The 25670-nt window shown below is 50.9% G+C and carries 24 protein-coding genes; 17 read left to right on the top strand and 7 right to left on the bottom strand.

All coding sequences use genetic code 11. The annotated features are described in order from the left end of the window. The first annotated feature begins 19 nt into the window (after positions 1–19). The 7 genes from ACI1P2_RS18830 (at position 20) to ACI1P2_RS18860 (ending at position 6777) form a co-directional block, all read left to right on the top strand. Positions 20–1219, top strand: coding sequence for a glycosyltransferase family 4 protein (locus ACI1P2_RS18830; protein WP_355321457.1), 1200 nt, complete (start codon positions 20–22; stop codon positions 1217–1219). Between the two features lie 49 nt (positions 1220–1268). Beyond that, entirely contained in the window at positions 1269–1442 is a 174-nt protein-coding gene (locus ACI1P2_RS18835) for a hypothetical protein (protein ID WP_355321459.1), read from the top strand. Between the two features lie 104 nt (positions 1443–1546). Then, positions 1547–2764, top strand: coding sequence for a glycosyltransferase family 4 protein (locus ACI1P2_RS18840; RefSeq protein ID WP_355321461.1), 1218 nt, complete (start codon positions 1547–1549; stop codon positions 2762–2764). A gap of 105 nt (positions 2765–2869) precedes the next feature. Continuing rightward, positions 2870–4090: a glycosyltransferase family 4 protein gene (locus ACI1P2_RS18845; RefSeq protein WP_355321463.1), complete on the top strand. Its 1221-nt coding sequence runs from the start codon at positions 2870–2872 to the stop codon at positions 4088–4090. Next, the gene (locus ACI1P2_RS18850; RefSeq protein WP_355321465.1) at positions 4087–4260 is read left to right on the top strand and encodes a hypothetical protein; all 174 of its coding nucleotides are present in this window, start codon (positions 4087–4089) and stop codon (positions 4258–4260) included. The genes ACI1P2_RS18845 and ACI1P2_RS18850 overlap by 4 nt, the downstream gene beginning before the upstream one ends. Before the next feature lie 76 nt (positions 4261–4336). Beyond that, entirely contained in the window at positions 4337–5560 is a 1224-nt protein-coding gene (locus ACI1P2_RS18855; protein ID WP_355321467.1) for a glycosyltransferase family 4 protein, read from the top strand. After that, on the top strand, positions 5557–6777 hold the full coding sequence (locus ACI1P2_RS18860) for a glycosyltransferase family 4 protein (RefSeq protein ID WP_355321469.1): 1221 nt from the start codon (positions 5557–5559) through the stop codon (positions 6775–6777). Before ACI1P2_RS18855 ends, ACI1P2_RS18860 begins: the two co-directional genes overlap by 4 nt. 193 nt (positions 6778–6970) lie before the next feature. On the opposite strand, the gene ACI1P2_RS18865 is transcribed toward ACI1P2_RS18860, so the two are convergent. Further along, positions 6971–7318 (bottom strand): hypothetical protein, encoded by a 348-nt coding sequence (locus ACI1P2_RS18865; protein ID WP_355321471.1) that lies wholly within the window; start codon positions 7316–7318, stop codon positions 6971–6973. A gap of 207 nt (positions 7319–7525) precedes the next feature. Between ACI1P2_RS18865 and ACI1P2_RS18870 the strand changes: the two genes are divergently transcribed. Then, positions 7526–8443 carry an NAD-dependent epimerase/dehydratase family protein gene (locus tag ACI1P2_RS18870; protein WP_355321473.1) on the top strand — a complete coding sequence of 306 codons (918 nt, stop codon included), beginning with the start codon at positions 7526–7528 and terminating at the stop codon, positions 8441–8443. A gap of 69 nt (positions 8444–8512) precedes the next feature. Here ACI1P2_RS18870 and ACI1P2_RS18875 read toward each other — a convergent pair whose 3' ends face one another. From ACI1P2_RS18875 to ACI1P2_RS18885, 3 genes are all read right to left on the bottom strand, one after another. Then, complete coding sequence (locus tag ACI1P2_RS18875; protein WP_408976270.1) at positions 8513–9553, bottom strand: glycosyltransferase family 4 protein; 1041 nt, start codon at positions 9551–9553, stop codon at positions 8513–8515. 708 nt (positions 9554–10261) lie between these two features. Then, the gene (locus ACI1P2_RS18880) at positions 10262–11401 is read right to left on the bottom strand and encodes a glycosyltransferase family 4 protein (RefSeq protein ID WP_408976271.1); all 1140 of its coding nucleotides are present in this window, start codon (positions 11399–11401) and stop codon (positions 10262–10264) included. Between the two features lie 62 nt (positions 11402–11463). Next, a complete protein-coding gene (locus ACI1P2_RS18885; RefSeq protein ID WP_355321479.1) occupies positions 11464–12570 on the bottom strand; it encodes a tetratricopeptide repeat-containing glycosyltransferase family 2 protein in 1107 nt (368 codons plus the stop codon). Between the two features lie 383 nt (positions 12571–12953). On the opposite strand from ACI1P2_RS18885, the gene ACI1P2_RS18890 reads away from it, so the two are divergent. From ACI1P2_RS18890 to ACI1P2_RS18915, 6 genes are all read left to right on the top strand, one after another. After that, entirely contained in the window at positions 12954–13943 is a 990-nt protein-coding gene (locus ACI1P2_RS18890; protein WP_355321481.1) for an ABC transporter ATP-binding protein, read from the top strand. Then, positions 13940–14650: an ABC transporter permease subunit gene (locus tag ACI1P2_RS18895; RefSeq protein ID WP_355321483.1), complete on the top strand. Its 711-nt coding sequence runs from the start codon at positions 13940–13942 to the stop codon at positions 14648–14650. The genes ACI1P2_RS18890 and ACI1P2_RS18895 overlap by 4 nt, the downstream gene beginning before the upstream one ends. A gap of 5 nt (positions 14651–14655) precedes the next feature. Continuing rightward, positions 14656–16044, top strand: coding sequence for a GldG family protein (locus tag ACI1P2_RS18900; protein WP_355321485.1), 1389 nt, complete (start codon positions 14656–14658; stop codon positions 16042–16044). Continuing rightward, positions 16041–16991, top strand: a complete 951-nt coding sequence (locus ACI1P2_RS18905; protein WP_355321487.1) for a DUF4340 domain-containing protein — start codon at positions 16041–16043, stop codon at positions 16989–16991. Before ACI1P2_RS18900 ends, ACI1P2_RS18905 begins: the two co-directional genes overlap by 4 nt. Positions 16992–17501: 510 nt before the next feature. Beyond that, positions 17502–18545: a YhcN/YlaJ family sporulation lipoprotein gene (locus tag ACI1P2_RS18910; protein ID WP_355321488.1), complete on the top strand. Its 1044-nt coding sequence runs from the start codon at positions 17502–17504 to the stop codon at positions 18543–18545. 216 nt (positions 18546–18761) lie between these two features. Next, entirely contained in the window at positions 18762–19412 is a 651-nt protein-coding gene (locus ACI1P2_RS18915; RefSeq protein WP_355321490.1) for a sortase, read from the top strand. Between the two features lie 160 nt (positions 19413–19572). Here the strand turns inward: ACI1P2_RS18915 and nagA are convergent, their stop codons facing one another. The 3 genes from nagA to ACI1P2_RS18930 are packed head-to-tail and all read right to left on the bottom strand — an operon-like array spanning position 19573 to position 22354. After that, a complete protein-coding gene (gene nagA / locus ACI1P2_RS18920) occupies positions 19573–20766 on the bottom strand; it encodes an N-acetylglucosamine-6-phosphate deacetylase (RefSeq protein ID WP_355321492.1) in 1194 nt (397 codons plus the stop codon). Continuing rightward, entirely contained in the window at positions 20763–21491 is a 729-nt protein-coding gene (gene nagB, locus ACI1P2_RS18925; protein ID WP_355321494.1) for a glucosamine-6-phosphate deaminase, read from the bottom strand. The genes nagA and nagB overlap by 4 nt, the downstream gene beginning before the upstream one ends. Next, positions 21491–22354 carry a MurR/RpiR family transcriptional regulator gene (locus ACI1P2_RS18930; protein ID WP_355321496.1) on the bottom strand — a complete coding sequence of 288 codons (864 nt, stop codon included), beginning with the start codon at positions 22352–22354 and terminating at the stop codon, positions 21491–21493. Before ACI1P2_RS18930 ends, nagB begins: the two co-directional genes overlap by 1 nt. A gap of 370 nt (positions 22355–22724) precedes the next feature. Between ACI1P2_RS18930 and ACI1P2_RS18935 the strand changes: the two genes are divergently transcribed. The 3 genes from ACI1P2_RS18935 to ACI1P2_RS18945 are packed head-to-tail and all read left to right on the top strand — an operon-like array spanning position 22725 to position 25664. Beyond that, positions 22725–23003 (top strand): phosphopantetheine-binding protein, encoded by a 279-nt coding sequence (locus ACI1P2_RS18935; protein ID WP_355321498.1) that lies wholly within the window; start codon positions 22725–22727, stop codon positions 23001–23003. Positions 23004–23053: 50 nt separating this feature from the next. Continuing rightward, complete coding sequence (locus ACI1P2_RS18940; protein ID WP_355321500.1) at positions 23054–24247, top strand: radical SAM/SPASM domain-containing protein; 1194 nt, start codon at positions 23054–23056, stop codon at positions 24245–24247. A gap of 46 nt (positions 24248–24293) precedes the next feature. Continuing rightward, on the top strand, positions 24294–25664 hold the full coding sequence (locus ACI1P2_RS18945) for a peptide ligase PGM1-related protein (protein ID WP_355321502.1): 1371 nt from the start codon (positions 24294–24296) through the stop codon (positions 25662–25664). Positions 25665–25670 lie beyond the last annotated feature (6 nt).

A 25670-nucleotide genomic window follows, 5' to 3' on the forward strand; every position in this document is an offset into this window, starting at 1 on the left:
CAGACAGGAGGGTGGCCTATTGAATATTTTGCTGGCAACGTTCTGGGGGATTCCCCATTTGGGCGGGGTCTGGCCGTTTATGCTTCAGATCAAGCACGGACTGGAGCAGTTCGGTCATACCGTCGATCTGTTTGGGAAATCGCCGGACGGTACCAAATATCATTTTGTCAACCAGGGGAAGGAACTGGGAAAGGAATTCATCCTGCCTGTACTGGAAAGAAGGCTTAATGAGACTGAGGCTCCTCTGCTGCATGTTGATTCCTGGGTTCGAACAGCCGAACTGGACCGATACTGCATGGAGCTGTCCGCGGCTTATTTCGGGCTGGATCATTACGATCTGATTCATACACAGGATATCCTCTCAACGCTTGTAATGAGTAGGGTGAAAAGAAAACGTACGCCCTTGGTTGCCACCATCCATGGCTCGGTTGCAAGGGAGTTCATGCTTGAATTTCAGGACCGGGAGTTGCCGATGTGGAAATACTACTGGGCTTTGGAGCATTATGGCGCTGCTGCCGCAGATGTAACGATAACTCCAAGCAACTGGTTAAAGAACATTCTTGTACAGGATTTTGAGGTTCCCGATCAGAAGATCAGCACCATCCAGAACGGTCTGGACTTCGATAAATTCTGGTCCGACTGCGCCAAAGGCACCGATATAACCGCTCCTCCCGGAAAAAAGGTTATTATTTGTCCTGCCCGTCTGACGTATATCAAGGGCTTGAGTTTCCTCATGTCTGCTCTGCAGCTGCTGAAGCAGCGCCGTAGCGACTGGGTGTGCTGGATCGCAGGAGACGGGGACAAGAAGGAGGAACTGACGCAGGAGGCGTTGGCGGCGGGAATTGGTGAAGATGTCATTTTTCTCGGGCATCGGGAGGATGTTCCAGCCTTGCTTCAGCAGGCTGATATCATTGTGCTTCCCAGCATTCAGGATAACATGCCTTTTTCGGTGATGGAAGCTCAAGTTTCGGGATTGCCCGCTGTGGTGTCGGATGCCGGGGGGCTCCCGGAAATGGTTCAGCATGAAGTCACAGGCCTCGTCTCATCTGTAGGGGATGTCAATGCGTTAGCCTCTCATCTTGAATATCTACTGGCTCATGATGAAGTTCGTGCCAGTATGGGAGCGGCAGCAAAAGTGTGGGGAACAGAACATTGGTCAATGGATCTGATGATCGGAAGATATCTTTCAGCTTATCAGAGGGCTTCAGCCAGATGCTGAGTCGTCAGAATACGAGCGAGGGACATGCGAAGGGAAAGGGAGGAACGTCATGAGAGTTCAGGTGATCAGTGATTTATACAACAGGATCTTTGCTGTTCAGCAGTCACACCCGGATCTGTATGTAGAATATAGCATCTGGAACAGGATCAATATGGGACTTCCAGAAGAGTATACCTTGCCCGATCATAGAATTCTGTCAGTTATGCTGGAAGATCGTAAATAACATTGCCTTTACCGCCCGCTTTCAGGAAATCTTGCGCCGCATTTGCGTTTGATTTTTCCTGAGCGGGTCGGTGTGATCTTACGGACAGGGAGTGTGATGATCTATTGAATATTTTACTGGCAACGTATTGGCCGATTCCCCACGTGGGAGGGGTTTGGCCATTTATGGAGCAGATCAAGCACAGACTGGAGCAGCTCGGGCATACCGTCGATCTGTTTGGAAATGGGCCGGAGAATCCTAAGTATCATATTGTCAACCAGGGGAGGGAACTGGACAAGAAGTTCATCTTTCCTGTGCTGGAAAGAAAGCTTAGTAAGACGGCGGTTCCCCCGCTGCATATGGATTCCTGGGTTAGCATAGCCGAGCTGGACCGGTACTGCATGGAGTTGTCCGCAGCTTATTTCGGGTTGCAGCATTACGACATTATTCATACACAGGAAGTTATCTCAACGCTTGCCATGAGCAGGGTGAAAAGCAAACATACCGCCTTGGTTGCCAACATCCATGGCTCGCTTGCAAGAGAAGTCATGCTTTTGCTGGGACTGGATCAGGATCCCGGATACCGGGAATCGCCAGCGTGGAAATATTATTGGGCTATGGAGCATTACGGAGCTCTTGCCGCGGATGTAACGATAACTTCAACCAACTGGATGAAGAACATTCTTGTGCAGGATTTTGCGGTTCCCGAGCAGCAAATCAGCACCTTCCAATACGGTCTGGACACCGATCGATTCTGGTCCGTCTCCGCCCAAGGCACCGATATAGCTACTCCTCCCGGAAAAAAAGTTATTATTTGTCCTGCCCGTTTGGTGCATATTAAAGGGCTGCATTTTCTCATCTCCGCTCTGCAACTGCTGAAGCAGCGCCGAAGTGATTGGGTGTGCTGGATCGCAGGGGACGGGGACAAGCGAGAGGAACTGATACAGCAGGCGTTTGCGGCGGGAGTCGGTGAAGATGTCATTTTTCTCGGGAATCGGGGGGATGTTCCTGCCCTGCTTCAGCAGGCTGATATCTTTGTGCATCCCAGCATTCAGGATAACATGCCTTTTTCAGTGATGGAGGCCCAGGTATCGGGATTGCCCGCTGTGGTGTCCGATGCCGGAGGGCTGCCGGAAATGGTCCAGCATGAAGTTACAGGTCTTGTCTCATCCGTCGGGGATCTAAAAACGTTAGCCTCCCATCTTGAGTTCCTTCTGGCTCACGATGAAGTTCGTACCAGAATGGGAGCGGCGGCAAGAGCGTGGGGGACAGAGCATTGGTCAATGGATCAAATGATCGGAAGATATCTTCAGGTATATCAAAGGGTGTCAGAGCAGGCATAAGGGACAGGCGAAGCAAAAGGTAGGAAAGGGAACAATACTGCGCCGCAATTGCGTTGGATTTTTCCTGAGCGGGCCAGGTTATCTTTCAGACAGGAGTGACGATCATTGAATATTTTACTGGCAACGTTCTGGCCGATTCCCCTTCTGGGCGGGGTTTGGCCCTTCATGCTTCAGATCAAGCACGGACTGGAGCAGCGCGGGCATACCGTTGATCTGTTAGGGAATGCGTCGGATGGCACCAAATATCATATTGTCAACCAGGGGAGGGAACTGAGGAAGGAATTCCTCCTTCCGATGCTGGAAAGAAATCTTAATGATAAGGTTGCTTCTCCGCTGAATGTGGATGCCTGGATCCACCATGCCGAGCTGGACCGGTACTGTATGGAACTATCCGCGGCCTATTTCGGGATCGACCATTACGACCTTATTCATACACAGGATGTCGTCTCAACACTTGCCATGAGCAGGGTGAAAAGAAAACATGTACCCTTAGTTGCCAATATCCACGGTTCGCTTGCAAAGGAAGTCATGCTTGGGCATCAGGACCGGGAGTCGCCGATGTGGAAATATTACTGGGCTATGGAGCATTACGGAGCTACTGCCGCGGATGTAACGATAACTTCGACCAACTGGATGAGAAACATTCTTGTGCAGGAGTTCGAGGTTCCCGAACAGCAAATCAGCACCTTCCCATACGGCCTGGATACCGATCACTTCTGGTCTGTCTCCGCCCAAGGCACCGATGTAGCCGCTCCTCCCGGAAAAAAGGTTATTATTTGTCCTGCCCGTCTGACGTATATCAAGGGCCTGAGTTACCTTATAGCCGCCCTGCAGCTGCTGAAGCGGCGCCGTAGCGACTGGGTGTGCTGGATCGCAGGGGACGGGGAGAAGAAAGAGGAACTGATCCAGGAGGCCTTTGCGGCCGGAATCGGTGAAGATATCGTGTTTCTCGGGCATCGGAAGGATGTTCCTGCTTTACTTCAACAGGCTGATATCTTCGTGCATCCCAGTATTCAGGATAACATGCCTTTTTCGGTGATGGAGGCCCAGGTATCGGGATTGCCCGCTGCGGTGTCCAATGCCGGGGGGCTCCCGGAAATGGTTCAGCATGAAGTTACAGGTTTTGTCTCATCCGTGGGGGATATAAAAACGTTAGCCTCCCATCTTGAGTATCTTCTTGCTGATGATGAAGTACGTGCCAGAATGGGAGCTGCGGCTAAAGCGTGGGGGACAGAACATTGGTCAAAGGATCTTATGATCGGAAGGTATCTTCAGGTTTATCAGCAGACTTCAGAGAAGGTGAAAGAAAAAGGAGGAGTACGATGAGGGTTCAAGTGATTAGCGATTTATACAACAGGATATTCGCTGTCGAGCAGTCACATCCGGATCTGTATGTGGAATACAGCATCTGGAACAAAATCAATATGGGGCTACCTGAAGAGTATACCTTGCCCGATCAGAGGATTCTGTCGGTTTTGCTGGAAGAACGCAAATAACATAACCGTTTGCTAATAGGGACACTTGACTGCACCTGGATAAAATTAAACCTTTCAGACAGGGAGTGAGGGTTTATTGAATATTTTGCTGGCAATGTACTGGCCGATCCCCCATTTAGGCGGGGTCTGGCCGTTTATGCTGCAGATGAAGCGCGAACTGGAGCAGCTTGGGCATACCGTCGACCTGTTTGGGAATACACCGGATCGTTCTAAATATCATATGGTCAACCAGGGGAGGGAACTGAGCAAGGATCTCGTCTTTCCTGTGCTGGAAAGAAAGCTTAATGAGACGGCAGCTCCCCTGTTGCAGATGGATTCCTGGGTGCGCCACCTTGAGCTTGACCGGCACTGTATGGAGCTGTCCGCGGCTTATTTCGGATTGGACCATTACGATATCATTCATACGCAGGATATCATCTCAACGCTTGCCATGAGCAGAGTGAAAAGCAAGCATACAGCCCTGGTTGCCACCATCCACGGCTCGCTTGCCAGAGAATACATGTTTTGGCAGCAGGATCCCGGATACCGGGAATCGCCGGTGTGGAAATATTACTGGGCTTTGGAGCATGATGGAGCTGCAGCCGCGGATGTAACCATAACTCCTACTAATTGGTTGAAGAATATTCTTGTGCAGGATTTTGCGGTTCCCGAACAGCAAGTCAGCACTATCCCAAACGGCTTGGACACCGATCAATTCCGGTCCGTTTGCGCCCAAGGCACCGATATAACCTCTCCTTATGGAAAAAAGGTGATGATTTGTCCTGCCCGACTGGTGCATATTAAAGGGTTGCATTTCCTCATCTCCGCTCTGCAGCTGCTGAAGCAGCGCCGGAGCGACTGGGTATGCTGGATCGCAGGGGAAGGGGACAAGAAGGAGGAGCTAGTGCAGCAGGCGTTGGCGGCGGGAATCGGTGAAGATGTTGTGTTCCTCGGACAGCGCGAGGATGTTCCTGCCTTGCTGCAGCAGGCAGATATCTTTGTACACCCAAGCATTCAGGACAACATGCCTTTTTCGGTGATGGAGGCTCAAGTTTCGGGGCTGCCGGCTGTAGTGTCCAATGCCGGGGGGCTGCCGGAAATGGTTCAGCATGAAATTACGGGTCTCGTCTCTGATGTAGGAGACGTAAATACATTAGCCTCCCATCTTGAGTTTCTTCTGGCACATGATGAAGTTCGTGCCCATCTGGGGGAGACGGCTAAAGTGTGGGGGACAGAACATTGGTCATTGGATCGCATGATCGGGAGGTACCTTAAGGCTTATCAGCGGGCATCTTTCAGAAAGGGAGTGAAGGGCAATTGAATATTTTGATGGCAACGTACTGGCCGATTCCCCATTTGGGCGGGGTCTGGCCGTTCATGCTGCAGGTCAAGCGCGGATTGGAGCGACTCGGGCATACCGTCGATCTGTTTGGGAATGGGCCGGATACTCCTAAATATCATATTGTCAACCAGCAGAGGGAACTGAGCAAGGAGTTCATACTTCCCATGCTGGAAAGAAAGCTTAATGAGAATGTGGCTCCCCTGCTGAATATGGATCCCTGGGTTCGCAGTGTCGAGCTGGACCGGTACTGTATGGAGCTGTCCGCGGCTTATTTTGGGCTGGAACATTATGATGTTATTCATGCACAGGATGTTATCTCAGCGCTTGCATTGAGCCGGGTGAAAAGCAAACATACAGCCTTGGTTGCCAACATTCATGGCTCACTTGCAAGCGAAGTTATGCTTTTATTGCAACGGAATCAGGACCCCAGATACCGGGAAACGCCGGTGTGGAAATACTACTGGGCTCTGGAGCATTACGGGTCTGCTGCCGCGGATGTAACGATAACTTCGACCACTTGGATGAAGAACATTCTTATGCAGAATTTCGTGGTTCCCGAACAGCAAATCAGCACCTTCCAATACGGTCTGGACACCGACCAATTCTGGTCTGTCAGTGCCCGAGGCACCGATCTGGCCGCTCCTCCCGGAAAAAAAGTGATTATTTGTCCTGCACGTCTGGTTTATATTAAAGGGCTTCATTTCCTCATATCCGCCCTGCAGCTCCTGAAGCAGCACCGCAGCGACTGGGTGTGCTGGATCATAGGGGAAGGGGACAAGAAAGAGGAGCTGATGAAACAGGCAATTCGTGCCGGAGTCAGTGGGGATGTTATGTTTCTCGGCCATCGGACGGATATTCCGGCTCTGCTGCAGCAGGCAGATATCTTTGTACACCCAAGCATTCAGGATAACCAGCCTTTTTCAGTGATGGAGGCCCAGGTATCAGGATTGCCTGTTGTTGTTTCCAATGCGGGAGGGCTGCCGGAAATGGTCCAGCACGAAGTGACAGGCCTTGTCTCATCCGTGGGGGATGTAAATATGTTAGCCTCCCACCTTGAGCATCTTCTGGCTCATGATGAATTTCGTACCAGTATGGGAGCTGCGGCTAAAGCGTGGGGGGCAGAGCATTGGTCAATGGATCAAATGATCGGCAATCTTGTTAAGGTTTATCGGAAGGCACTTTGGCCAAGCAAATGATTCTGACTACACATCTCTGAACTGAATGATTTGATTAGAAGGGGGCTATTCCTTAAGTCATTGAAAATGGCTTATGGCAGCCCCATTCGTATGATTAGGATCAGATCTTCATGCCATGAAAAATGCACCCCCTATCATTCATCGGTAGGGGGTGCAGTTCATATTTCAGAGTATGGTTCTTGGCCTTACGAAATTATTCAAAAACCGTAAAGTCCCTGTTCGTATGACTAGCAATAATCGTACTGCCTTTCATAAGCTCTACGAGGACAAGCAGGGTATCCTTATTCCGAGTATTCGACACAACTTGCAGGATGAATGGATTTCCGTATGTGGAAATATTTTTGAGCATGAATAAAGACGGGTAATCATTCTGAGTCTTCAAGTTGCGGAGCTCACGCAGCAGCAGGCCGTCGGGGCTGTCTACCTCCACCAGAACGTCAGTTTGGTATAAACCACAGTTCTGGATGGTTATTTGTATGGCGTCAATTTCTTGGCTTGGACAATGAATATGCTGTTCGGTGGACAAGCGGAACACAGACATAGGTAAAGCCTCCTTTTTTAGTTGGCTGATTTCATTATATGGAGGAAAAGAGATGACGGCTTGGACGATTGCCTTTTTTGGAATAATCCTGTATTGGTCCATACTCTTTGTCGAAATCATGCATTTAATGAATTATCAAATGATGAGGAGGAAAGCCGGAAGTTGTTCATTCCTTCGAAATGAAAATAGATTAGGATGGTGAGATCAGTGAAGGCTGTCGTAACCGGAGGAGCCGGATTTATCGGGACCCATCTTGTTCATGCCCTGACTGATTCCGGATATGAGGTGCACGTGCTGGATAACCTTTCAACCGGAAGTACTGCGGGGCTGGATACAAGAGCAGAGTTTCATCAAGTTGATATCCGCAGTGTCGAGGCCGGAGAGATCGTCAAGCGGGAACGGCCCGATGTTGTCTTTCATCTGGCTGCCCAGGCCGATGTACAGTATTCCATCCGGCAGCCATTTCAGGATGCCGATGTTAATATTATGGGCACGATCCGCATGCTGGATGCCTGCCGGGAGGCGGGAAGCAAACTGGTCTTTTCCTCTACAGCAGGGGTGTATGGCGAGCTGCAGAAAGAACGGATCAAGGAGGATGACCCCACCGTTCCAATCTCCGGCTACGGCCAATCCAAGCTGGGAGCGGAGAGTTACATCCGTTTATTTCACCGCCTTTATGGCGTAGATTATACCATTTTGCGCTACAGCAACGTATACGGACCGGGACAAGGAGTAAAAGGCGAGGGCGGGGTAGTAGCCCTGTTCATGGATCGGCTGATCAAAGGGGAGTCTCTGCAGATTTATGGGGACGGCGAACAGACGAGGGATTTTATTTATGTAAAAGATGTAGTCCGAGCCAATATAGCTGCTGCCCGTAAATCCTGTCAAAGTACGGTCCATGTCAGCACAGGCCGCACTTCTACGATTAACGGTCTTGCTTCCTATCTGCTTGGCCTGCACGGCGGAGGCTTGGCACCTGCTCACACACCGGCCAAAATGGGAGACATCAGGCACAGCTGTCTGGATAATACCAAAGCCACGCGGCTGCTTGGCTGGGAACCAGCCTACAGTATTGAAACCGGGCTAAAGCAGACCTACGCTAGTTGGCTGAACAATGTAGGATGACACTCATTTGGACAAGCAGCCCTCCGGTGACTCAAGGAGGGCTGCTGCAGGTTACCGGCCCGTTAACCCCTAGTCGGCTAATCCCAATGAATGGAGCATGGAGCGGAAGGAGTGGACATACGAATCGGGGCTCAGCAGTTCGGCGACCGTATCCCTTCCCTGCTGGCGGATATACTCGCGCAGTGCATGATTCGTTATCAATTCTGCTCCTTCTGCTGCCGCTTGATCAAGATCCCCATGCGCATAAAATTTCCCCGTTTCATTATGTCTGATCAAGGTGCGTACCCCGTGTGAGTCGGTGCTAAGCACCGGGCAGCGGCAGGCCATAGCCTCTGCTACTGCATATCCAAAACCCTCGAGCAGGGAAGTGGAGAGCAGAAAACCTCCAGAATCGCCGATCATGGAGTAATAATAAGGCATTTTATGATGCGGGATATTGTTCAATCTTTCAATAACATTGGATAAGCCATGGGTATTAAGCAAGTACTCGAACTGATTCCTGTCATCCAGCTGTGAAAGGGTATCGTCATAAAACATCCACAACCCCAGATTGGGGAATTGCTGCTGCAGCAACAATGAAATATCCAGAAAATGTCTCCAATTTTTGTTGGGCTCAAGCCTTCCGATCCAGGCCACAACCGGATCGGAAAGGGGGATGTTTGGTGTATAGTGGATTGTAGATGTGTCGAGCACATTCGGAAAAGAGAAAAGCTTGAGCGATGGACATAGTCTGGTGAACAGTTCAACAAGATACGAGGTTGTCGGCATAAGCACCCCGTTGCAGCAGTTATACAGGATCGGCGCGGCCGAGCTCACCGTATTTTCAGCCTCTTCCATAGTTGAAAATCCCTGCGATTCATAAATGAGCACACCGTTATAGCCCGATTGGCGCAGTTTGGTCAGCAAATGATAATCCGTAGCAATTATGACAGCATCATATTGGTTGGAATGAACAATCTTCAGAAGCTCATTATCGTCTGAGGCGACAAAAACAGGGATGTCATTTTTCATAAGATTTTGCTTGCCGGTACCGATTTGGTAATACAGCAGGTGACATTCAATTCCGCTGCGTGCGAGTACAGTGCAGCGCTGGCGATTCAGTGTGTCCATTCCCCCACTTGATACAAAAAAGGTGAACAATATTTTAATTGTCATTCTCTCCTTTCCCGGAGGCATGTAAAGAAGCAGCGGTTAAGGCTTCATCATGACCCGGATCAGCTCATTTCGCTCGGTACTTCCATTCCGACATAGTTACTCGCCATAACCTCATCTAAGCACAGCGCCCCCACCCCACGTCGGCTTTAGACATAGCCAAAATGCCTGGTCAAGGTTTCGATACAGGCTTCCCACTGCTGCTAATACATATATTCACGTCCCAGAAAATGCGTGTACGATCACCCTCCGAATATTCCCGAAATGATAAAAGCTTCACCCGAGAGAACCATTACGGCTATTCGGAGGGAGGCTTTACATTGCGGAAATACAGGAGACAAAAATATTAGACAATGGACTCGTATGCGTGGGCGCTCATTTCAACAGCTTCTGTCATACATGCCCGATTGTCCACCGACTGTACAGTAAGACAATAGATCTGTCCCTCAGGAATGTGCCCCGAGTCCTCAAAAGAGAGTCTGACTATCCTGCGCTCGTAGCAGGACTCCTGTATCCACCGTAATACCGGACCGACAGAGCTGACGTGGATTGGCAATACCTGTGACAGCTGGTTGAACAATGCCGGGTGAAAAAGTGAATAAATAAACAGCCCTCCGGCGCCGGAGGGCTGTTGCAGGTTAGAAGAGTGTGATATGAACCTTTCAGTCAACCAACCCCTACCGAGTGCAGCATGGAGCGGAAGGAATGAACATAAGAATCCACATTCAGCAGTGTGGCGACAATGTCCCTTCCCTGCCCGCGGATATGTTGGCGCAGTTCAAAATTCGTGAGCAAATCCGCTCCTTCCGCCGCGGCCTGATCAAGATTCCCGTGCGCATAAAATTTCCCAGTTTCATTATGTCTGATAAAGGCTCGTACTCCGTCGGAATCCGTGCTAAGCACCGGGCAGCGGCAGATGATAGCCTCTGCCGCGGCATATCCGAAACCTTCCAGCAGGGATGTGGATAGCAGAAAGCCTCCGGAATCGCCGATCATGGAGTAATAATGAGGCATCCTGTGATGCGGGATATTGCTCAACCGTTCCAGTATATTGGATAATTCATAGACGTTGACCCAATGCTCGAATTGATCCCTGTCCTCCGGCTGCGAAAGGGTATCATCATAAAACATCCACAGCTTCAGGCTGGGGAATCGCTGCCGCAGCAATAAGGAAATGGTCAAAAAATGCTTCCAGTTCTTGTTCGGCTCAAGCCTTCCGACCCAGGATACAACTGGATTAGAAGGGGGGATGTTCGGCACATAATGGAATGAGGACGTGTCGAGCACATTCGGAATAGAAAACAGCCTGAGCTCGGGGCATATTCTGGTGAACAGTTCAACAAGATAGGCGGTTGTGGGCACAAGCACTCCATCACAGCAGCTTTGCAGGACCGGCGCTGCCGAAGTTACAGTAATTTCAGCCTCTTCCCTGCTCCCGAAGCCCTGTGATTCATAAATAAGAGCGCCGCCATATCCCGCTTGGCGAAGCTTGGGAAGCAAATGAAAATCCGTGGCGACTATAATGGCATCGTAGAGATGGTGCTGAACAATATTCAGAATGTCGCTGTCACTCGAGGCGATAAAAAAAGGGATGTCGTTTTTTTGCATCAGATTTTGCACGCCTGCGCCGGTCTGGTAATACAGCAAGTGGCATTCAATTCCGCTGTGCGTAAGCACTGTGCAGCGCTGGCGATTCAGTGTCTCCACTCCGCCGCTTGGCACAAAGAAGGTGAACAGTATTTTAATTGCCGCTCTCTCCTTTCCCGGAGGCATGAAAAGAAAATGGTAGATAATAAGTATATTCATGTCCCAAATCATGCGTGCAGAACATCTCTTTCTAACTTTGTCTGCCGCTTTCAAGCGGCGTGTCAGGATTCCTCCTTTGTGACTGGCTGAGAATTGCTGAGCAGATCCAGCAGCAGCTTGCGGTTATGCAGCACAGACGGATCAGAAGGAATGTATTCTGCGGCCTTTTCGTTATGTTCATGGGAGCGGACATAATCCCCCAGCTTGTAATGGCAAATGCACAGCTGTATGTGAGGCACCCACGTCCAGTAAGCATCCTGAAAAAAACCCATCGTTTCGGGGCGCTTGATCTCTGTCGCAAGGGTATACCAGCGGGCTGCCTTGGCTACCTCGTTTCGCTCCATATGATATCTGCCCATACGGCAGCAGAGCTCCGCACGGGGGCTGTCATATTTCAGGCTGTTCAGGCCAGCTTCCACGCTCATCTCTTTTTGTCCCAGCATCTCATAACAGCTGGCCATTTTATCACAAGCCGCGATGGCGTCCTCATCCCAGCATGCATTGGTATCCAGAAATAGCTGATAGTTTTCGGCAGCCTGTTGGTACATGCCGTTATCCCGGAGCTCATTGGCATAATAGTACCGGTCACGGGGGGGCAGAGGATGGCCCAGAGCAATTTGTTTTTCATAGATATCAAGATTTCTGCGAGGATTTCCAGACTTGAGGTGTTTATGTTTATGTGTTACGGCGATGTCTGCGTGATAAATAGGGCCTGCGACGGCCAGATACTCGTGTACAGCGCCGACCCAACGGAATCCGGCCGAACGTTTAACAAGTCTGTTTCTGCGGTAGCTAAGGGTAACATTTCCATGACCGTCGAACCCGACATTGTAGATCATGGAGACCGACTGATATTGAGGATCGAGAGAATGTTTCAGCTCCTTCAGCTTGCGGGCGTCCTCCTCCTCAAAAACATCGTCCGCATCAAGCCACAAAATATATTCCTTTGTGGCTTGATCAAAAGCGTAATTGCGGGCTTCGGCGAAATGGTCTGTCCACGTAAAGGGAAAAATACGGTCTGTATACTGACGGCAAATTTCAGACGTCCGATCCTGCGATCCCGTATCCACAATGTTGATTTCGTCCACGATGTCTTGCACGGAACGAAGGCAGGCTTCAATGGTATGTTCTTCGTCCTTAACGATCATGCACAGGCTGATGGTAATCAAATTCATCTCTCCTCGTATAGTATTTCTTGAAGGTTTATCTCCTGAAACAGCATGAGCCTGCCGCTTAAGCGGCAGGCTTGGCTGCATGAAGAAAGGATTCTATCCGATGTCGCCGGTTGGCCCAGTTTCGCCCTTTCGATACTCCTATTAAATGCAGCTGGTGAGGAACATGGAACGTACAATTGAGGGAGGAAAATGGTGTGAAGTTTCAGTTCACATTTTGGACACATTTTTTTAAGCTTCTATTAAAGGGACTTTAAGCTTGGTTTATACCTGCAGCACTACGATAAATTCATACTGAGTTAATTGGGAACTTCATTTTGACGAACTGGCGTCAGGCTGACATCCATGATGCCGCATACTGCACAGAAAGGATGGGGTGAATGCTTGAAGTAAATCAATTAAGCAAAAGGTTTGAAGGGGGACGCGGTGTCGGAGAACTGAGCTTCTCCATGCAGCGGGGAGAGATCGTCGGTTTTCTCGGGCCGAATGGAGCAGGCAAAACGACCTCCATGCGGTTGATTACAGGTTATTTGCAGCCGACAAAGGGACAGGTTCTGCTTGACAGCATGTCGGTGCACGATCAGGGGCGCAGGGCGCGCTCGCGCATCGGTTATTTGCCAGAAAATCCGCCGCTCTATCATGACATGACCGTTTCCGGCTATTTGAGCTTTGTAGCAAGATTGCGGGATGTGCCGGCCAGGGAGCAGAAGGCCAGAATCAGCGAAATGATCAGCAGGCTCGGATTAAACGGGCGAGAGCGCCAGCTGGTACGCAGCCTGTCCAAAGGCTACAAGCAGAGGCTGGGACTGGCTGGGTCCATCATTCACAAGCCTGATCTGCTCGTACTGGATGAGCCTACTTCCGGTCTGGATCCCAATCAGATTCTGGAAATCCGCCAGCTGATCCGTGAGCTGGGAGAGCAACATACGGTGCTGCTTAGCACGCATATCCTGCCTGAGGTGAGCACATTGTGCAACCGGGTGATCATTATTAATCAGGGCAAGCTTGTATTGGATGACGCGCCTGATTCCATCGGCGGCAGAGGAGATGGGCCGTTTAAGGTGGCGGTTGAGCTGAAGGGTGAAGAGAGCCGTATTCAAAGCGTGTTCAGTGAATGGGAGCATGCAAGCGCGGAAATGTTAAAAGATAACCCGGAAACGGATGTTCAAGGAACAGTCCGTCTTCGTCTGACAGGGCGCTCAACTGAGGATTTCCGTGAGCCGCTGTTTTATCTGCTGTCGGAAGCCGGTATTCCTGTATTGGAAATGAAAAAAGAGAATATGAGTCTGGAGCAGATTTTCCAAAAGCTGACGACCAGTGAAGCATCTGCCGAGCTTGCGCCGGTTGACGGGAAGGAGGCTCAGGAATGAAGAGAATGCTTGCCATCTGCCGGAAAGAGCTTCATGCTTATTTTTGGACCCCGGCCTCTTATTTTATATTGGCTGTATACACGCTCATTTCCGGTCTGTTTTTTTATACAAGCTTTGTGTTTTATCAGCCCAGCATCGTAGACTACAGACTTGTGCTTGGAGATACACTTTCTCTGCTCATGTTTGTCATTCCGCTGCTGACGATGAGGCTGATGGCAGAGGAATTTCGTCAGGGAACGGACGAGCTGCTGCTGACATCGCCGGCCAGTGCCACGGAAATTATTTTTGGCAAGTATCTGGCTTCTCTGATCATGATGGCTGCGCTTGTTTTGCTGAGCTTGCTCTACCCGGTCATTATGTCCTATTTCGGCAATCTTGATTACAATACCGTTTTTACTTCAGCACTGGGTTTGTTTCTGCTTGGAGCGGGCATGATGGCGGTCGGGCTGTTTGCATCCACGCTGTCTCAGCACCAGATGGTGGCCGCTGTTTCGGGAATTATTCTGCTGGTGGGCCTGTGGATGCTGGATTCCTTCGGAAGCGGTAACGAGCTGCGGGAATGGCTTGAGCCCTTTTCGCTGTCCGCACGTTTTGACGGCTTTATCAAAGGGCTTATCAACGGCTCGGATGTTCTCTTTTATATTACGCTTGCCGTTCTGTTCCTGCTGCTCAGCATACAGGTTGTCGAACGGAAAAGGTGGAGGTGATCGGCATGAAAAAGTGGTTAAGCCGGACCAACAGCCTGATCCTGTCGGCGGCTCTTATCGGCATCTTTATTTTGCTGACGCTGTTTCTGCGCTCTGTGAGCGGTTTTCAGATGGACCTGTCGGCAGGCAAGCAGTATACTCTGTCAGACCAGACACTTACTGCATTGAAGAACCTTGGCGGGGATGTGCGTGTCATTGCTTTTACGGTAGGCTCATCGGCCAATCAGCGTTTGAACCAGGATGTTTCGGATATGCTGGATGAATATAAAAAGCACAGCAGCAAGTTGAAAATCGAACAGTATGACTTGAACCAGGAGCCGACGCTGGCGCAGCAGTACGGGGTTTCTTCCGCATCCATTGTGCTGGAGCAGGGGGAGCAGCGGCGGACAATTGATATCGGAACACTTTTCAGGGCTGTCGATCAGGAAGGCAACTATGAATTTTCCGGTGAGGAACAGCTGACTTCGTCTTTGATGACGTTATCTTCTGACGAAAAGCACAAGGTGGCTTTCCTTACGGGGCATGAAGAAATTCCGCTGTCGAGCATGACAAGCCTGAGCTCTGCGCTTCAGCAAAGCAATGTCAACGCGGAAGAAGTGCAGCTTAACCGGGACGGCGCAGTGCCTAAGGATGCGGAAGTGCTGGCGATTATAGGTCCGCAGCGTGATATCAGTGCCACAGAGTTAAAAGCGATCCGCACCTATCTCGGCAATGGGGGCAAGCTGCTGCTGGCGCTCGGTTTTAATCAGGATATGTCTTCTGCTTGGAAAAATCTTGATGCCCTGGCTTCCGACTACGGAGTAAGCGATCTTCATGCTGTAACCGTGGACAACAAGCAGACCAGCACCCTGGGGCCGCTGTGGGTCGTTCCCAGTTTTGGCGATCATGATATTACACGCAAGCTGGCCGAATCCAATCTGTTTCCCATGCTATCGCTGTCCATTGGCGTCAAAGCGGGGGAGCAGTCCAAATGGCAACTGACATCTCTGTTACAGTCTTCGGATGACAGCTATGCGGAGACCAATATACAGGGACTGTTAAATAACGAAACTGTGTATAACGAGGGGCAGGACACGAAGGGGCCCGTTGATTTGGGGTTCGCGGCGGATACGAAGGAAGGCAAACCGAAAGCGGTCATTTTGGGCACTTCCTCGCTGTTTAGCGATGCGGAATTTATGAATGGCGGGAACCGGGATTTTGCGCTGAATACCTTCAATTATTTGCAGGAACAATCGAATGATCTCACCATCCGGCCCCGTCAGCAGCAAAATTACGAGGTTGCCTACTTGACGCCTGTTCAGGCGAGAAGTGTTTTCATGATCGCGGTTGCTGTTATTCCTCTGCTGTTTGCCGCAGTGGGCCTGCTTCTGTGGTGGAGGAGACGAAAAGCATGAGAAAATGGATGCCTACGCTGGTGTTGGTGCTCATTTTTGCCGCCGGTGTCGTGTATGCCAGCAGCCAAAATTTTTTTCGCGAATCCGATCCGGTGCCGCAAAAGCTGGTTTCAGTCAACCGTGATTCCGTAACCGGTATCAGGATCGAACAGACGCGCAGCGAGCCCGTAGAATTGATCAAGCAAAACGGCAAGTGGGTTATGAAGCTGCCTCATGCGTACCCGTTGAACAGCTATGCCATTGATAACTGGTTGAACGCGCTGGAAGCGGCCACGGCTGGTGATGTCATTGAAGAGCAGCCCAAGGATCCCGGGAAATACGGTATTGGCGGCGAGAATGGCTGGAACATCACCGTAACGGGAAGTGACGGTAACGCGCATAAGCTGGCGGTGGGAAGCATACTGCCAGCGGGCGGCTCATCTTATGTTCAACTGGAGAGCGGGGCGGTCAGTTCCGTCTCGCAGGATAGCTTGTCAGGCTTGCAGTTAAGCGAAACCGAATTTACCGATACCATCCCTTTTGAATGGGACATGGATCATTTGTCGTCGTTGGAGTGGGAAGGCACATCATCCTCCTGGGTACTGAAACGCGGGGAGTCCGGCCAGGACTGGACTCTCAACGGAAAGAAAATCAAGGAGGAGGATACCTCGTCATTATCAGACAAGCTAATTAATATGGCCACGTCTGAACAGCTTCGCAGCGCATATGAGCTCCAAAACGAATCCCACCGTTTTACATTGACCGTAACATTGAACGACGGCAAGGCCCCCGAAGTGTATCAGGGCTGGATAACTTCTGACCAGACGGACACGGTATGGATTATACCGCCTGACAGCAACTGGGCTTACGCGATTTCTGCCGCCAATGTTGAAGAAATAGAGCAGGCCGCCAAATCTATCAACCCCGCCGATTCCAAACCCGAGTCAGGATCGGATTCAGGCAAGTAATATTTTTTTGCAGTAGCATTTCATCTTACAATTTGTCAAATGATAAAACGATGTTGTCTTAATAAACTTCGAAGCACATGCTTCTAAAACCGCAAGAAAAACTTACGCTATACACAGTCTACCTTATTTGAAAGTCGATAGACGTTACGAATTACAAAAAGCCGAGAACGGGAATCAGCTGTTCTCGGCCTTTTTTTAAAAACCTATAACCCCCTTTCGGGCGGCGATTTCTTCTTTTTGCATGAAGCAGGGGATAGGGGATATGCACGCAGCAGCGGAGAGAACGAAGCAATTCCGGATAAAGCGTCAGCGTCCGCCTTTGGCCCGAAGGGTCAACAGCGGTTGGAGGAATGCTTCATTCGCGGAGCGTCTTCGGAGCGTCCTGAGAAAATCCCCCGTATACACGAGAAAAATCGCCGTCATCCCATCCAGAACATCTCAGGATAATCCCCAATTCCGGCGCGCATCCTATAGCCTGTCTCACATACTAACTTCATGGAGGATGAACTGATGCCTGGAGCAAAAAAAGTAATCACATTGTCCGTGTCGGCTGCTTTGATTGCCAGTATGTTCGGGATTGCAGGATGCGGCTACCGTGATAACGGCAACGGCGTTCGTACCCAAAACATTCGTTATGGCGTGACGGATACGAACCGAGTCAACCGGTTTGGCGTCAATTCCACCGATATGAGGAACCGTCTGAACCCAAATGCTGTCGGTAATCGGAATTTGGACAACATGCGGTACAGTGCGGAGCTGTCCCGGCGTATTTCGGAAATGAAGGGCATCCGCAACGCTACAGTGCTGGTGAATGATAACAGTGCCTATGTAGCCGTTTCTCAGGAAGGGCAGCGCGGTACGAACACATCGATGCGGGAACGGGCGACGGATCTGGGAAATATGGGCGTTCGCAGTATTACGGGCACAACGGGTACAACAGGTATAACTGGTACAACGGGGACAAGGGCTCCATATACCACTAGTGGAATCGCTCCTGGATTGACTGGCAACAACTACGGTACTGCTCCGCGCCGGTCTGTAGCTGACGACAACGGATTAAACGGAACTTCCGGTACAGGCACTCTCGGTCTTATGCGTGGAATGGTAAATAATACAAACCGTAACGGTTACAATGGCATAATGAATGGAACGGATACCGGTGCTTATACGGGAAGAAATACTACAGGAATAAGACCTTACAGTACAGGAATTGGTACTGACGGTAGAGGCTTGGGCACAGCTACGGGTAGAGGCACAACAACGGGTACAGGTACCGCTTTGCCAAGCAGTGTACGAAACAAAGTGGCTAACAAAGTTAAACAGTACGCCCCCCATATTCAGAAGGTCTACGTTTCCAATGATCCTGATTTTGTGACACGTATGGGCGGTTATGCGCGTGATTTGGGGAATGGACATCCTTTTAGCAGGATGAGTCATGATTTCCGGATGTTGACAGATCGTCTTTTCCCGACGGGAACAACCGGCACGGATGGATTTGGCCCAAGACCGGGAACCATCAACCGTGGAAATTCCACACTTAGCGGCAATCGGTAACTATTTGCAAACGCATCTGAACTAACAAGCCGCGTTCCATGAAGGACGCGGCTTGGCTGCGCTCCTTTAAATCAAAAATTTTTGTGTAGAAAATGTTGAGCAATAACAGCTACAATATATATCGTTGCTATTTATCTGATAACATATGGGAAGTATACAAACACATACAAGAAAGAACGGTGACTTCAATACCAGACAAGAAGGAGGCTGAAAAATATGCGCAGACTGCTGCCATATCTGCTCATCTTGCTTGGAGGACTGATCATCATCACTCCCAAGCTATTGGAGTGGAAGGAAGATCATGAGCAGAATGAACTAATGCAGATGACTGAGCAATGGGAAGCCCCGCAGCAAAACGCCGGGCAGAATTCGTCCTTAACCGCTGAATTCCAGCGGGCATCCCGCCTTCTGGCGGAAGCGGAAACAGCTGAATCCACTCCCACTGTTCAGCCCGAGCTGCTGAATAGTGTGGATGGAGAGACCCCCATTGCGGTCATTGAGATTCCGGTTATCGGAGTCAAGCTTCCCGTACTGGAAGGAGCGACTCAGGAAAACATGCGCCATGCCGCCGTACATATGTCCGGAACCGCGGCTCCTGGAGCTGCAGGGAATGCGGCAATCGCAGCTCATCGGGCAAGAACGGAAGGGCGGCTTTTCAACAGGCTGGATGAAGTGAAAACTGGCGATCCCATCTCGATCACCACCCCGTCAGGCAAGTTTGTTTACACGGTCGATCAGATTAAAATCGTGGAACCAACCGATCTATCCGTTCTGTCCAATAGGGGAGAGGAGTCGATTTTGACGCTGATCACCTGCACTCCCGGGGGAGAGCAGCGCTTGATCGTTCAAGCCAAGTTGCAGCCCTAAAACATATTTTAGCCGATTAGCTCAAAATAATGCAGGGTGCCTGTAAGCCATTATGGCCACAGGCACCCTGCTCTTTTTTTAAGAAGTTTCTGAACCGAAGTAGCAGATTTCATTTATATTTCCTGAATGAACCCCGTCTATCCCTCTGGTGATAAAAAAATTATAAGCTTTGCGGCGGCAGCGGCTTGCCCTGAATCCAGACAGACTTTAGGTCCAAATCAGGTCCCAGGAAGAGAACGTCAGCCTGCTTGCCCGCCTCAAGCGACCCTGTCCGCTTGTCGATTCCGATGGACATCGCCGGGTTCAAGCTTGCGGCAAGAGACGCTTCGGTGATACTCAGGCCGACCTTCTGCACAAGAAAGCGGAAGCCTTCAATCATCGTTAAAGTACTGCCCGCAAGCGTGACTCCATCCTCCAGACGCGCAACCCCTCCCTGTACGATGACAGGAAGATCTCCGATCGTGTAATGACCGTCCTCAAGACCGGCAGCGGACATCGCATCAGTAATGAGGATCAGGTTATGATCCCGCTTTAATCTGGCCAATACCGCAACGGCTGCCGGATGCACATGAATGCCGTCCGCGATCACTTCCGCTTCGATGCGCTGGTCATACATGACGGCTCCAACCACGCCAGGTTTGCGGTGATGAAGGGGCGTCATTGCGTTGAAGGTATGCACGGCATGGCGCAGCCCCGCTTCCACCGCGGCTTCCACCTCCTCAAAGGAGGCATCGGTATGTCCCAACGCAGGAGTAATATCATGATCCCTGAGCCATGAAATCAGTTCCAAAGCCCCATCCCTTTCCGGAGCGAGCGTAAGCTGCTTGATTAAACCCGGATAACTGCTTTGCCATTCCTGAGCCCAGCTTACATTGGGAGCCGCGATATGCTCCGGATTTTGCGCTCCCGGCCATTTTGGACTGATAAACGGCCCTTCAAGGTGAACTCCTGCAAGCTGCGCGTAATCCGAGCCTCTGGAGATGTATGCGTTCACCTCAGCCAACACGTGCTCAATGCGGTCTTTAGGCGCGGTCATCGTTGTTGCCAGCATGGAAGTGGTTCCTTGCGAAGCATGAAAGGAGGTGATCCGATCCAGCGCATCCTGGCTTGCATCCATAAAATCAGCGCCGTTTCCACCATGTACATGGATATCGATAAAGCCCGGCAGGAGATAACCGCTTCGCGTCTCGCTCTGTACGGCTTCCTTTTTCAGCGCTGCCGGGATTTCCGCTGCGTCTCCCACATACTGCAGGATGCCGTCCTGCATCACAAGCGCTCCATCTTCGATGATTCCTGCGGGCGTGACGACAGACCCGTATAATATTTCGGGTTGATTGTTGTTTTTGGTGCTCATGACATCAATCTCCCTGCTTCACGGTCGAGCAGAACGACCACATTCGGGTGGCATTGCAGTAGGGAAGCGGGACATTCGGTCGTAATAGGGCCGGTCAGCGCACGGTGAATAATCTCCGCTTTATCCGCCCCGCGTGCTACCAGCAGGATTTGCTTGGCCTTCAGTATGGATGCGACACCCATCGTAACGGCTTGAGCAGGGACTTCAGCAATGGACGAGAAAAAGCGGGCGTTCGCCTGGCGAGTCCGTTCCACCAGATCCACAACATGTGTGCCTCCAACCAGACTTGGCCCAGGCTCATTAAAACCGATATGTCCGTTATGCCCGATGCCAAGCAGCTGCAGGTCCACAGGACCGATTTCGTCAATCAGCCGGTCATAAGCTGCGCATTCTGCTTCAAGATCAGCCGCATTGCCGTCAGGCACATGGGTATTGTCCGGATGGATATCCACGTTGTTAAACAGATGATGATTCATGAAGGTGCGGTAGCTTTCGGAATGGCCTTCCGGGAGACCCACATATTCATCGAGATTGACGGTTGACGCCTGCGCAAAGCTTACAAGGCCGCGCCGGTGCATGTCGGTCAGGTGGCGGTAAATGCCGACAGGCGAGCTGCCCGTGGCAAGCCCAAGCACCGCGCGCGGTTTGCTTTGCAGCAGACTGGCGATAATGCCGGCCCCCGTGGAATTCAGGTCGGTTTCATGATCAAAGGTGCAGATGTTCATTACAAATTCTCCTCCTTTTTGTTGCGGATGGTTCGCACGTTGCGGTAGGACTGCTCAAGCTTTGGAATATATCGGTTAAAGCCAGCGCTTACCATTCCGGTGAACAATATATCTATGACATGAAGCTGAGCGATGCGGGACGCCATATCCCCCCTGCGCATGCCTTCTTCCAAAGAAGAGGAGAACAGCGGGATATCAGCGATGCCTGCCAGCGTATTGCTGCCATAAGAAGTGAGCGACATCGTAAATGCGCCGTTTGCTTTGGCGAGCCGCAACGCATCGATCGTCTCAGGCGTTTCACCGGAGTAGGATACGGCCAAGGCCACATCTCCGGGACCGAGCGAAGAAGCGGATGTAATTTGCATATGGGAGTCGGGAAATGCCGTACTGTTGGCCCCGATCCGGATCAGCTTCTGGTAGAAATCCTGCGCCACAATGGAGGAAGTCGCCATGCCGTAAAGGTCGATCCTGCCTGCACTGCAGAGCAGCTGTACCGCCTGCTCCAGCCGTTCCAAATCAAGCAGGCGGGTTGTATCGGTGATGGAAGTGATATGGTTGGCCTCAATCGCCTGTACGATCATCGAAAGCGGGTTGCCGGCCACAATGTCCTGATAAGTGGCATCTGCCGCAGGCTGGCTGATTTCGGCGGCCAGCTTCATTTTAAAATCGGGATAACCCTTGAAATGAAGGGATTTGCAAAAGCGGGTTACCGTCGCGGGACTGACACCGCCCTCTTCAGCCAGCTCTTTGATGCCAAGCCTTATGACTGAACCGGGTGATGCCAAAATCGTTTCGGCAAGCCTGCGTTCCTGCAGGGGAAGGGCGGCCAGCTCCCTTTGCAGCGTCTTCAAAATGGCGGACAAGGGGTCATCACCTCTTTCTTATTGAAAATTATTTTTATTTTAAATTCATTTTATGAGAAAAATATTTTCATAACCATCATAAGAAATTACAGCGTCAAAATCAACAGGAGGAGCAAAAAATGATGAACTTCTGTTTTATATGACAAATTATTACATTTTACGCTATTGACGAATGCCCTTTGGGAGGAGCTATAATTGTATATAGTTCCATGTATGGAATTAGAAGGAGAATTCTATCTGTTTTTTGTGCTGTTATTTTATCTTTGCCATGCTTATGACTTGCCGGGCGGATCATCCAGAGAAGCTCGCCTGCGCCCCGCCCCTCGTTTGCCGGCCGTCCGGCCGCCAAAGAAAAGGAGGAGGAATCGAAATGCAGAGCCAAGTAATCCGTATGATCAGTGAAGTGAAGGAAGACCCGGAACTCGCCGGGAAGCTGGATGGCACCTCGGATATTATTCATGACGCAGGCCTGGATTCCCTGCAGCTGGTGCACTTTATGCTGAAGATTGAAGATGAATTTGACGTGGAAATCGATTTTGACGATTTTGAACTGGAATACTTGAGTTCGATTGATGCCTTCTGCGGTTATATCCGCGAAATGAAGGAAAACTCCGGATTTGCGGAGACAACGGAAATCGGGACAGTATGACGGAATGACGCGTTAAAGCTCCATCAAATCGATAAGCGAGGTGCATAACCATGCAGCCGAAAAGCAACGTATTGATTGACAAACAGGCGTTCAAGCTGATTAAAAGAAATTTGAAAAATGCTTCGGTTTCCTACCGCAACTCCGTAAAGGACCCTTCCTTCAGAACGGACATGCCCCATACGATCGGCATCAAACTGACCAACCGCTGTAATCTCCGCTGTACCCACTGCTTTGAATGGAATGAGGACGGATATCACCACCAGATGGACAAGGAAGAACAGAATATGGATCTGGACCCCGCGCTGCTCAGACAAATTTTACAGGAGACGAAGGAGGTCAAATCCCGTTTGTATATGTGGGGCGGAGAACCGATGTTTCACCGCCGTTTTGATGAAATTTTGGACGTGCTGGCCGAAGACCGGCGGGAGATGACGTTTTGCACGAATGGTCTGCTGATCGACAAGCATCTGGACCGGATTCTGGACTTATCGGAAAATCTGGAACTGCTGATCGCCATCGAGGGCTTTGAGCGGGAGCATGATCTGATCCGCGGCAAAGGCACCTTCAAGAAAACGATGGCGCAAATGCAGCGGCTGATCGAGCTTCGCGACCAAGGCCTGTATAAAGGCAGAGTAACCGTGCATGCGGTCATTAATGACAACATGATCGGACGGATGTTCGAATTCCTCGAAATGTTCGAAAGCATGAAGCTGGATCTCGTTCTGCTTACATTCCCATGGTATATCTCCAAAGAGACTTCACTCAAGATGGACGACTATTTTTCCCGTAACTTCTCCTGGCTGCGCGAGCTTGAGGAAAACAATATCAGCAGCTGGCATGCCTTTAAATACAAAATCAATCCGGACAATATCGATCCGCTCATGCAGGAGCTTCGCCGTATCAATGAGCGTGTATGGAATATCCGAGTCCGTTATCAGCCTGGCCTCGAATTCGAGGAAATCGGCAAATTCATTCATGGCGAAGAAATGGTCAGCCGCTGCTCATCGCGCTGTCTTGCCCTGAATTCACGCACAGACATTTTGCCGGACGGAAAAGTCATGCCCTGCAAGTTTTTCAGCGAGTTTACGATCGGAAGCCTGCGGGAGCACAGTCTGAAGGAAATCTGGGAATCCGACAAATATGAAAAGACCCGGTCCATCATCAACGAAAACGGACTTACGCCTGTCTGCTCCAAATGCAGTGTGCTTTATCTCCATGGAGCCGGATCGCTGAAATATATTTGAGCAGCAGCCGAACCGGCAGCGCAGCTGTTAAAAGGAGATGCACATGATGGATTTTGCTTCGGATGTGAATTTGTTGACGGCGCTTTCAACCGACCGCAGTCAGCATGTGTTCGTCTGGCTGTTCAATATTGGCGCCGAGGAAGTATGGCATCCCGGTTCACGGGCAGTTGCCGATCCGGCGGAGCAGACTGTGGTGAACCGGATGGAGGAAATGAATCTGCTGCTTTGCCGCAGTCAGGATATTATCGTGCTGAGGCAGCAGCCGCAGCTACATTTTCTGGAGATGCTGCAGCAAATGGGATTCGCCATTCCCCGGATCGAGGTGCCGGAGTCTTCCGACCCGCTGACGCCCATTACCGAGCTGGTGCTTGCCGATGAAGGGCTGCTGCAGCGGCTGCAGACGGCATCGGAAGAAGCGGGCGGCGCTTATCTGGTGCCATATGCTGTCACGTGGAAGGAAGAGGAGGTTGCGGCACGCTGTTCCCTGAGCTTGCTCGGAGCGGACTCGGGTATGTGCGCGCGCGTGAATGACAAGATTTTCAGCCGCCGTATGGCAGAACAGCTGGGCTTTCTGGTGACGGAGGGTGCCGTATGCAGGAATGAAACGGAGGTTCAGGAGGCGTGCGGCCGCATCGCGACGGAAGCCGCGTGCCCCGTCCGGTTTATTATCAAGCAGCCGCACGGAGCCTCCGGCAAAGGCATGCTTCTTGTCGAGGATTTGTCCCGGCTGAATGCCGTTGTGAATGTGATGAAGCGCTTTGCCGGACGCAATTCTCTTGCAGACGGCTGGTTGGTGGAACGCTGGTATGCCAAAAAGCTGGATCTGAATTACCAGATTTATATCAGCCCTGAAGGCGAAGTGACCCTATTCTCGCTGAAGGTGCAGCAGCTTGCAGGAACGGTGTATACCGGCTCCCGCATGCCTGCGGACTTGGACAAGGGGCTGGAAAGGGAGATCAGACGCTGCGCGGAACAGCTTGGCGCCGCCCTGTTTGCCGCCGGTTATTCCGGGATTGCGTCCATTGACGGTTTTGTGGATGAGGACGGTCAGCTCTTTCCGGTGATTGAAATCAACGGCAGGTTTACATTATCGACCTATATTTCGTTTGTATTCACCGTGCTTGGAGAACGCAAGTTTTTGTCCCGTTATTACCGCGTTGTCTCTGCCGAGCCGCTAACGTATGAAGCCCTATGCGTGCTGCTCCGGGAAAGCGGGCTGCTGTACGGACCCGAACGCCGGGAAGGGGTGATTGTGTACACGGCGGGCACCCTTTCCGCAGCCCGTCTGAAGCAGGGATTCATCAACCGCATTTTTACGCTGATCGCCGCGGACAGCTGGGAGGAGGCCGAGGACTACGCACGACGGGTGGAGCATGCGTTCAACGCTCTGCAGCAGGTACAAATCCTGAACTCATGAAAGGTA

The sequence above is a fragment of the Paenibacillus jiangxiensis genome (assembly GCF_046098255.1).
Lineage (GTDB): Bacteria > Bacillota > Bacilli > Paenibacillales > Paenibacillaceae > Paenibacillus > Paenibacillus jiagnxiensis.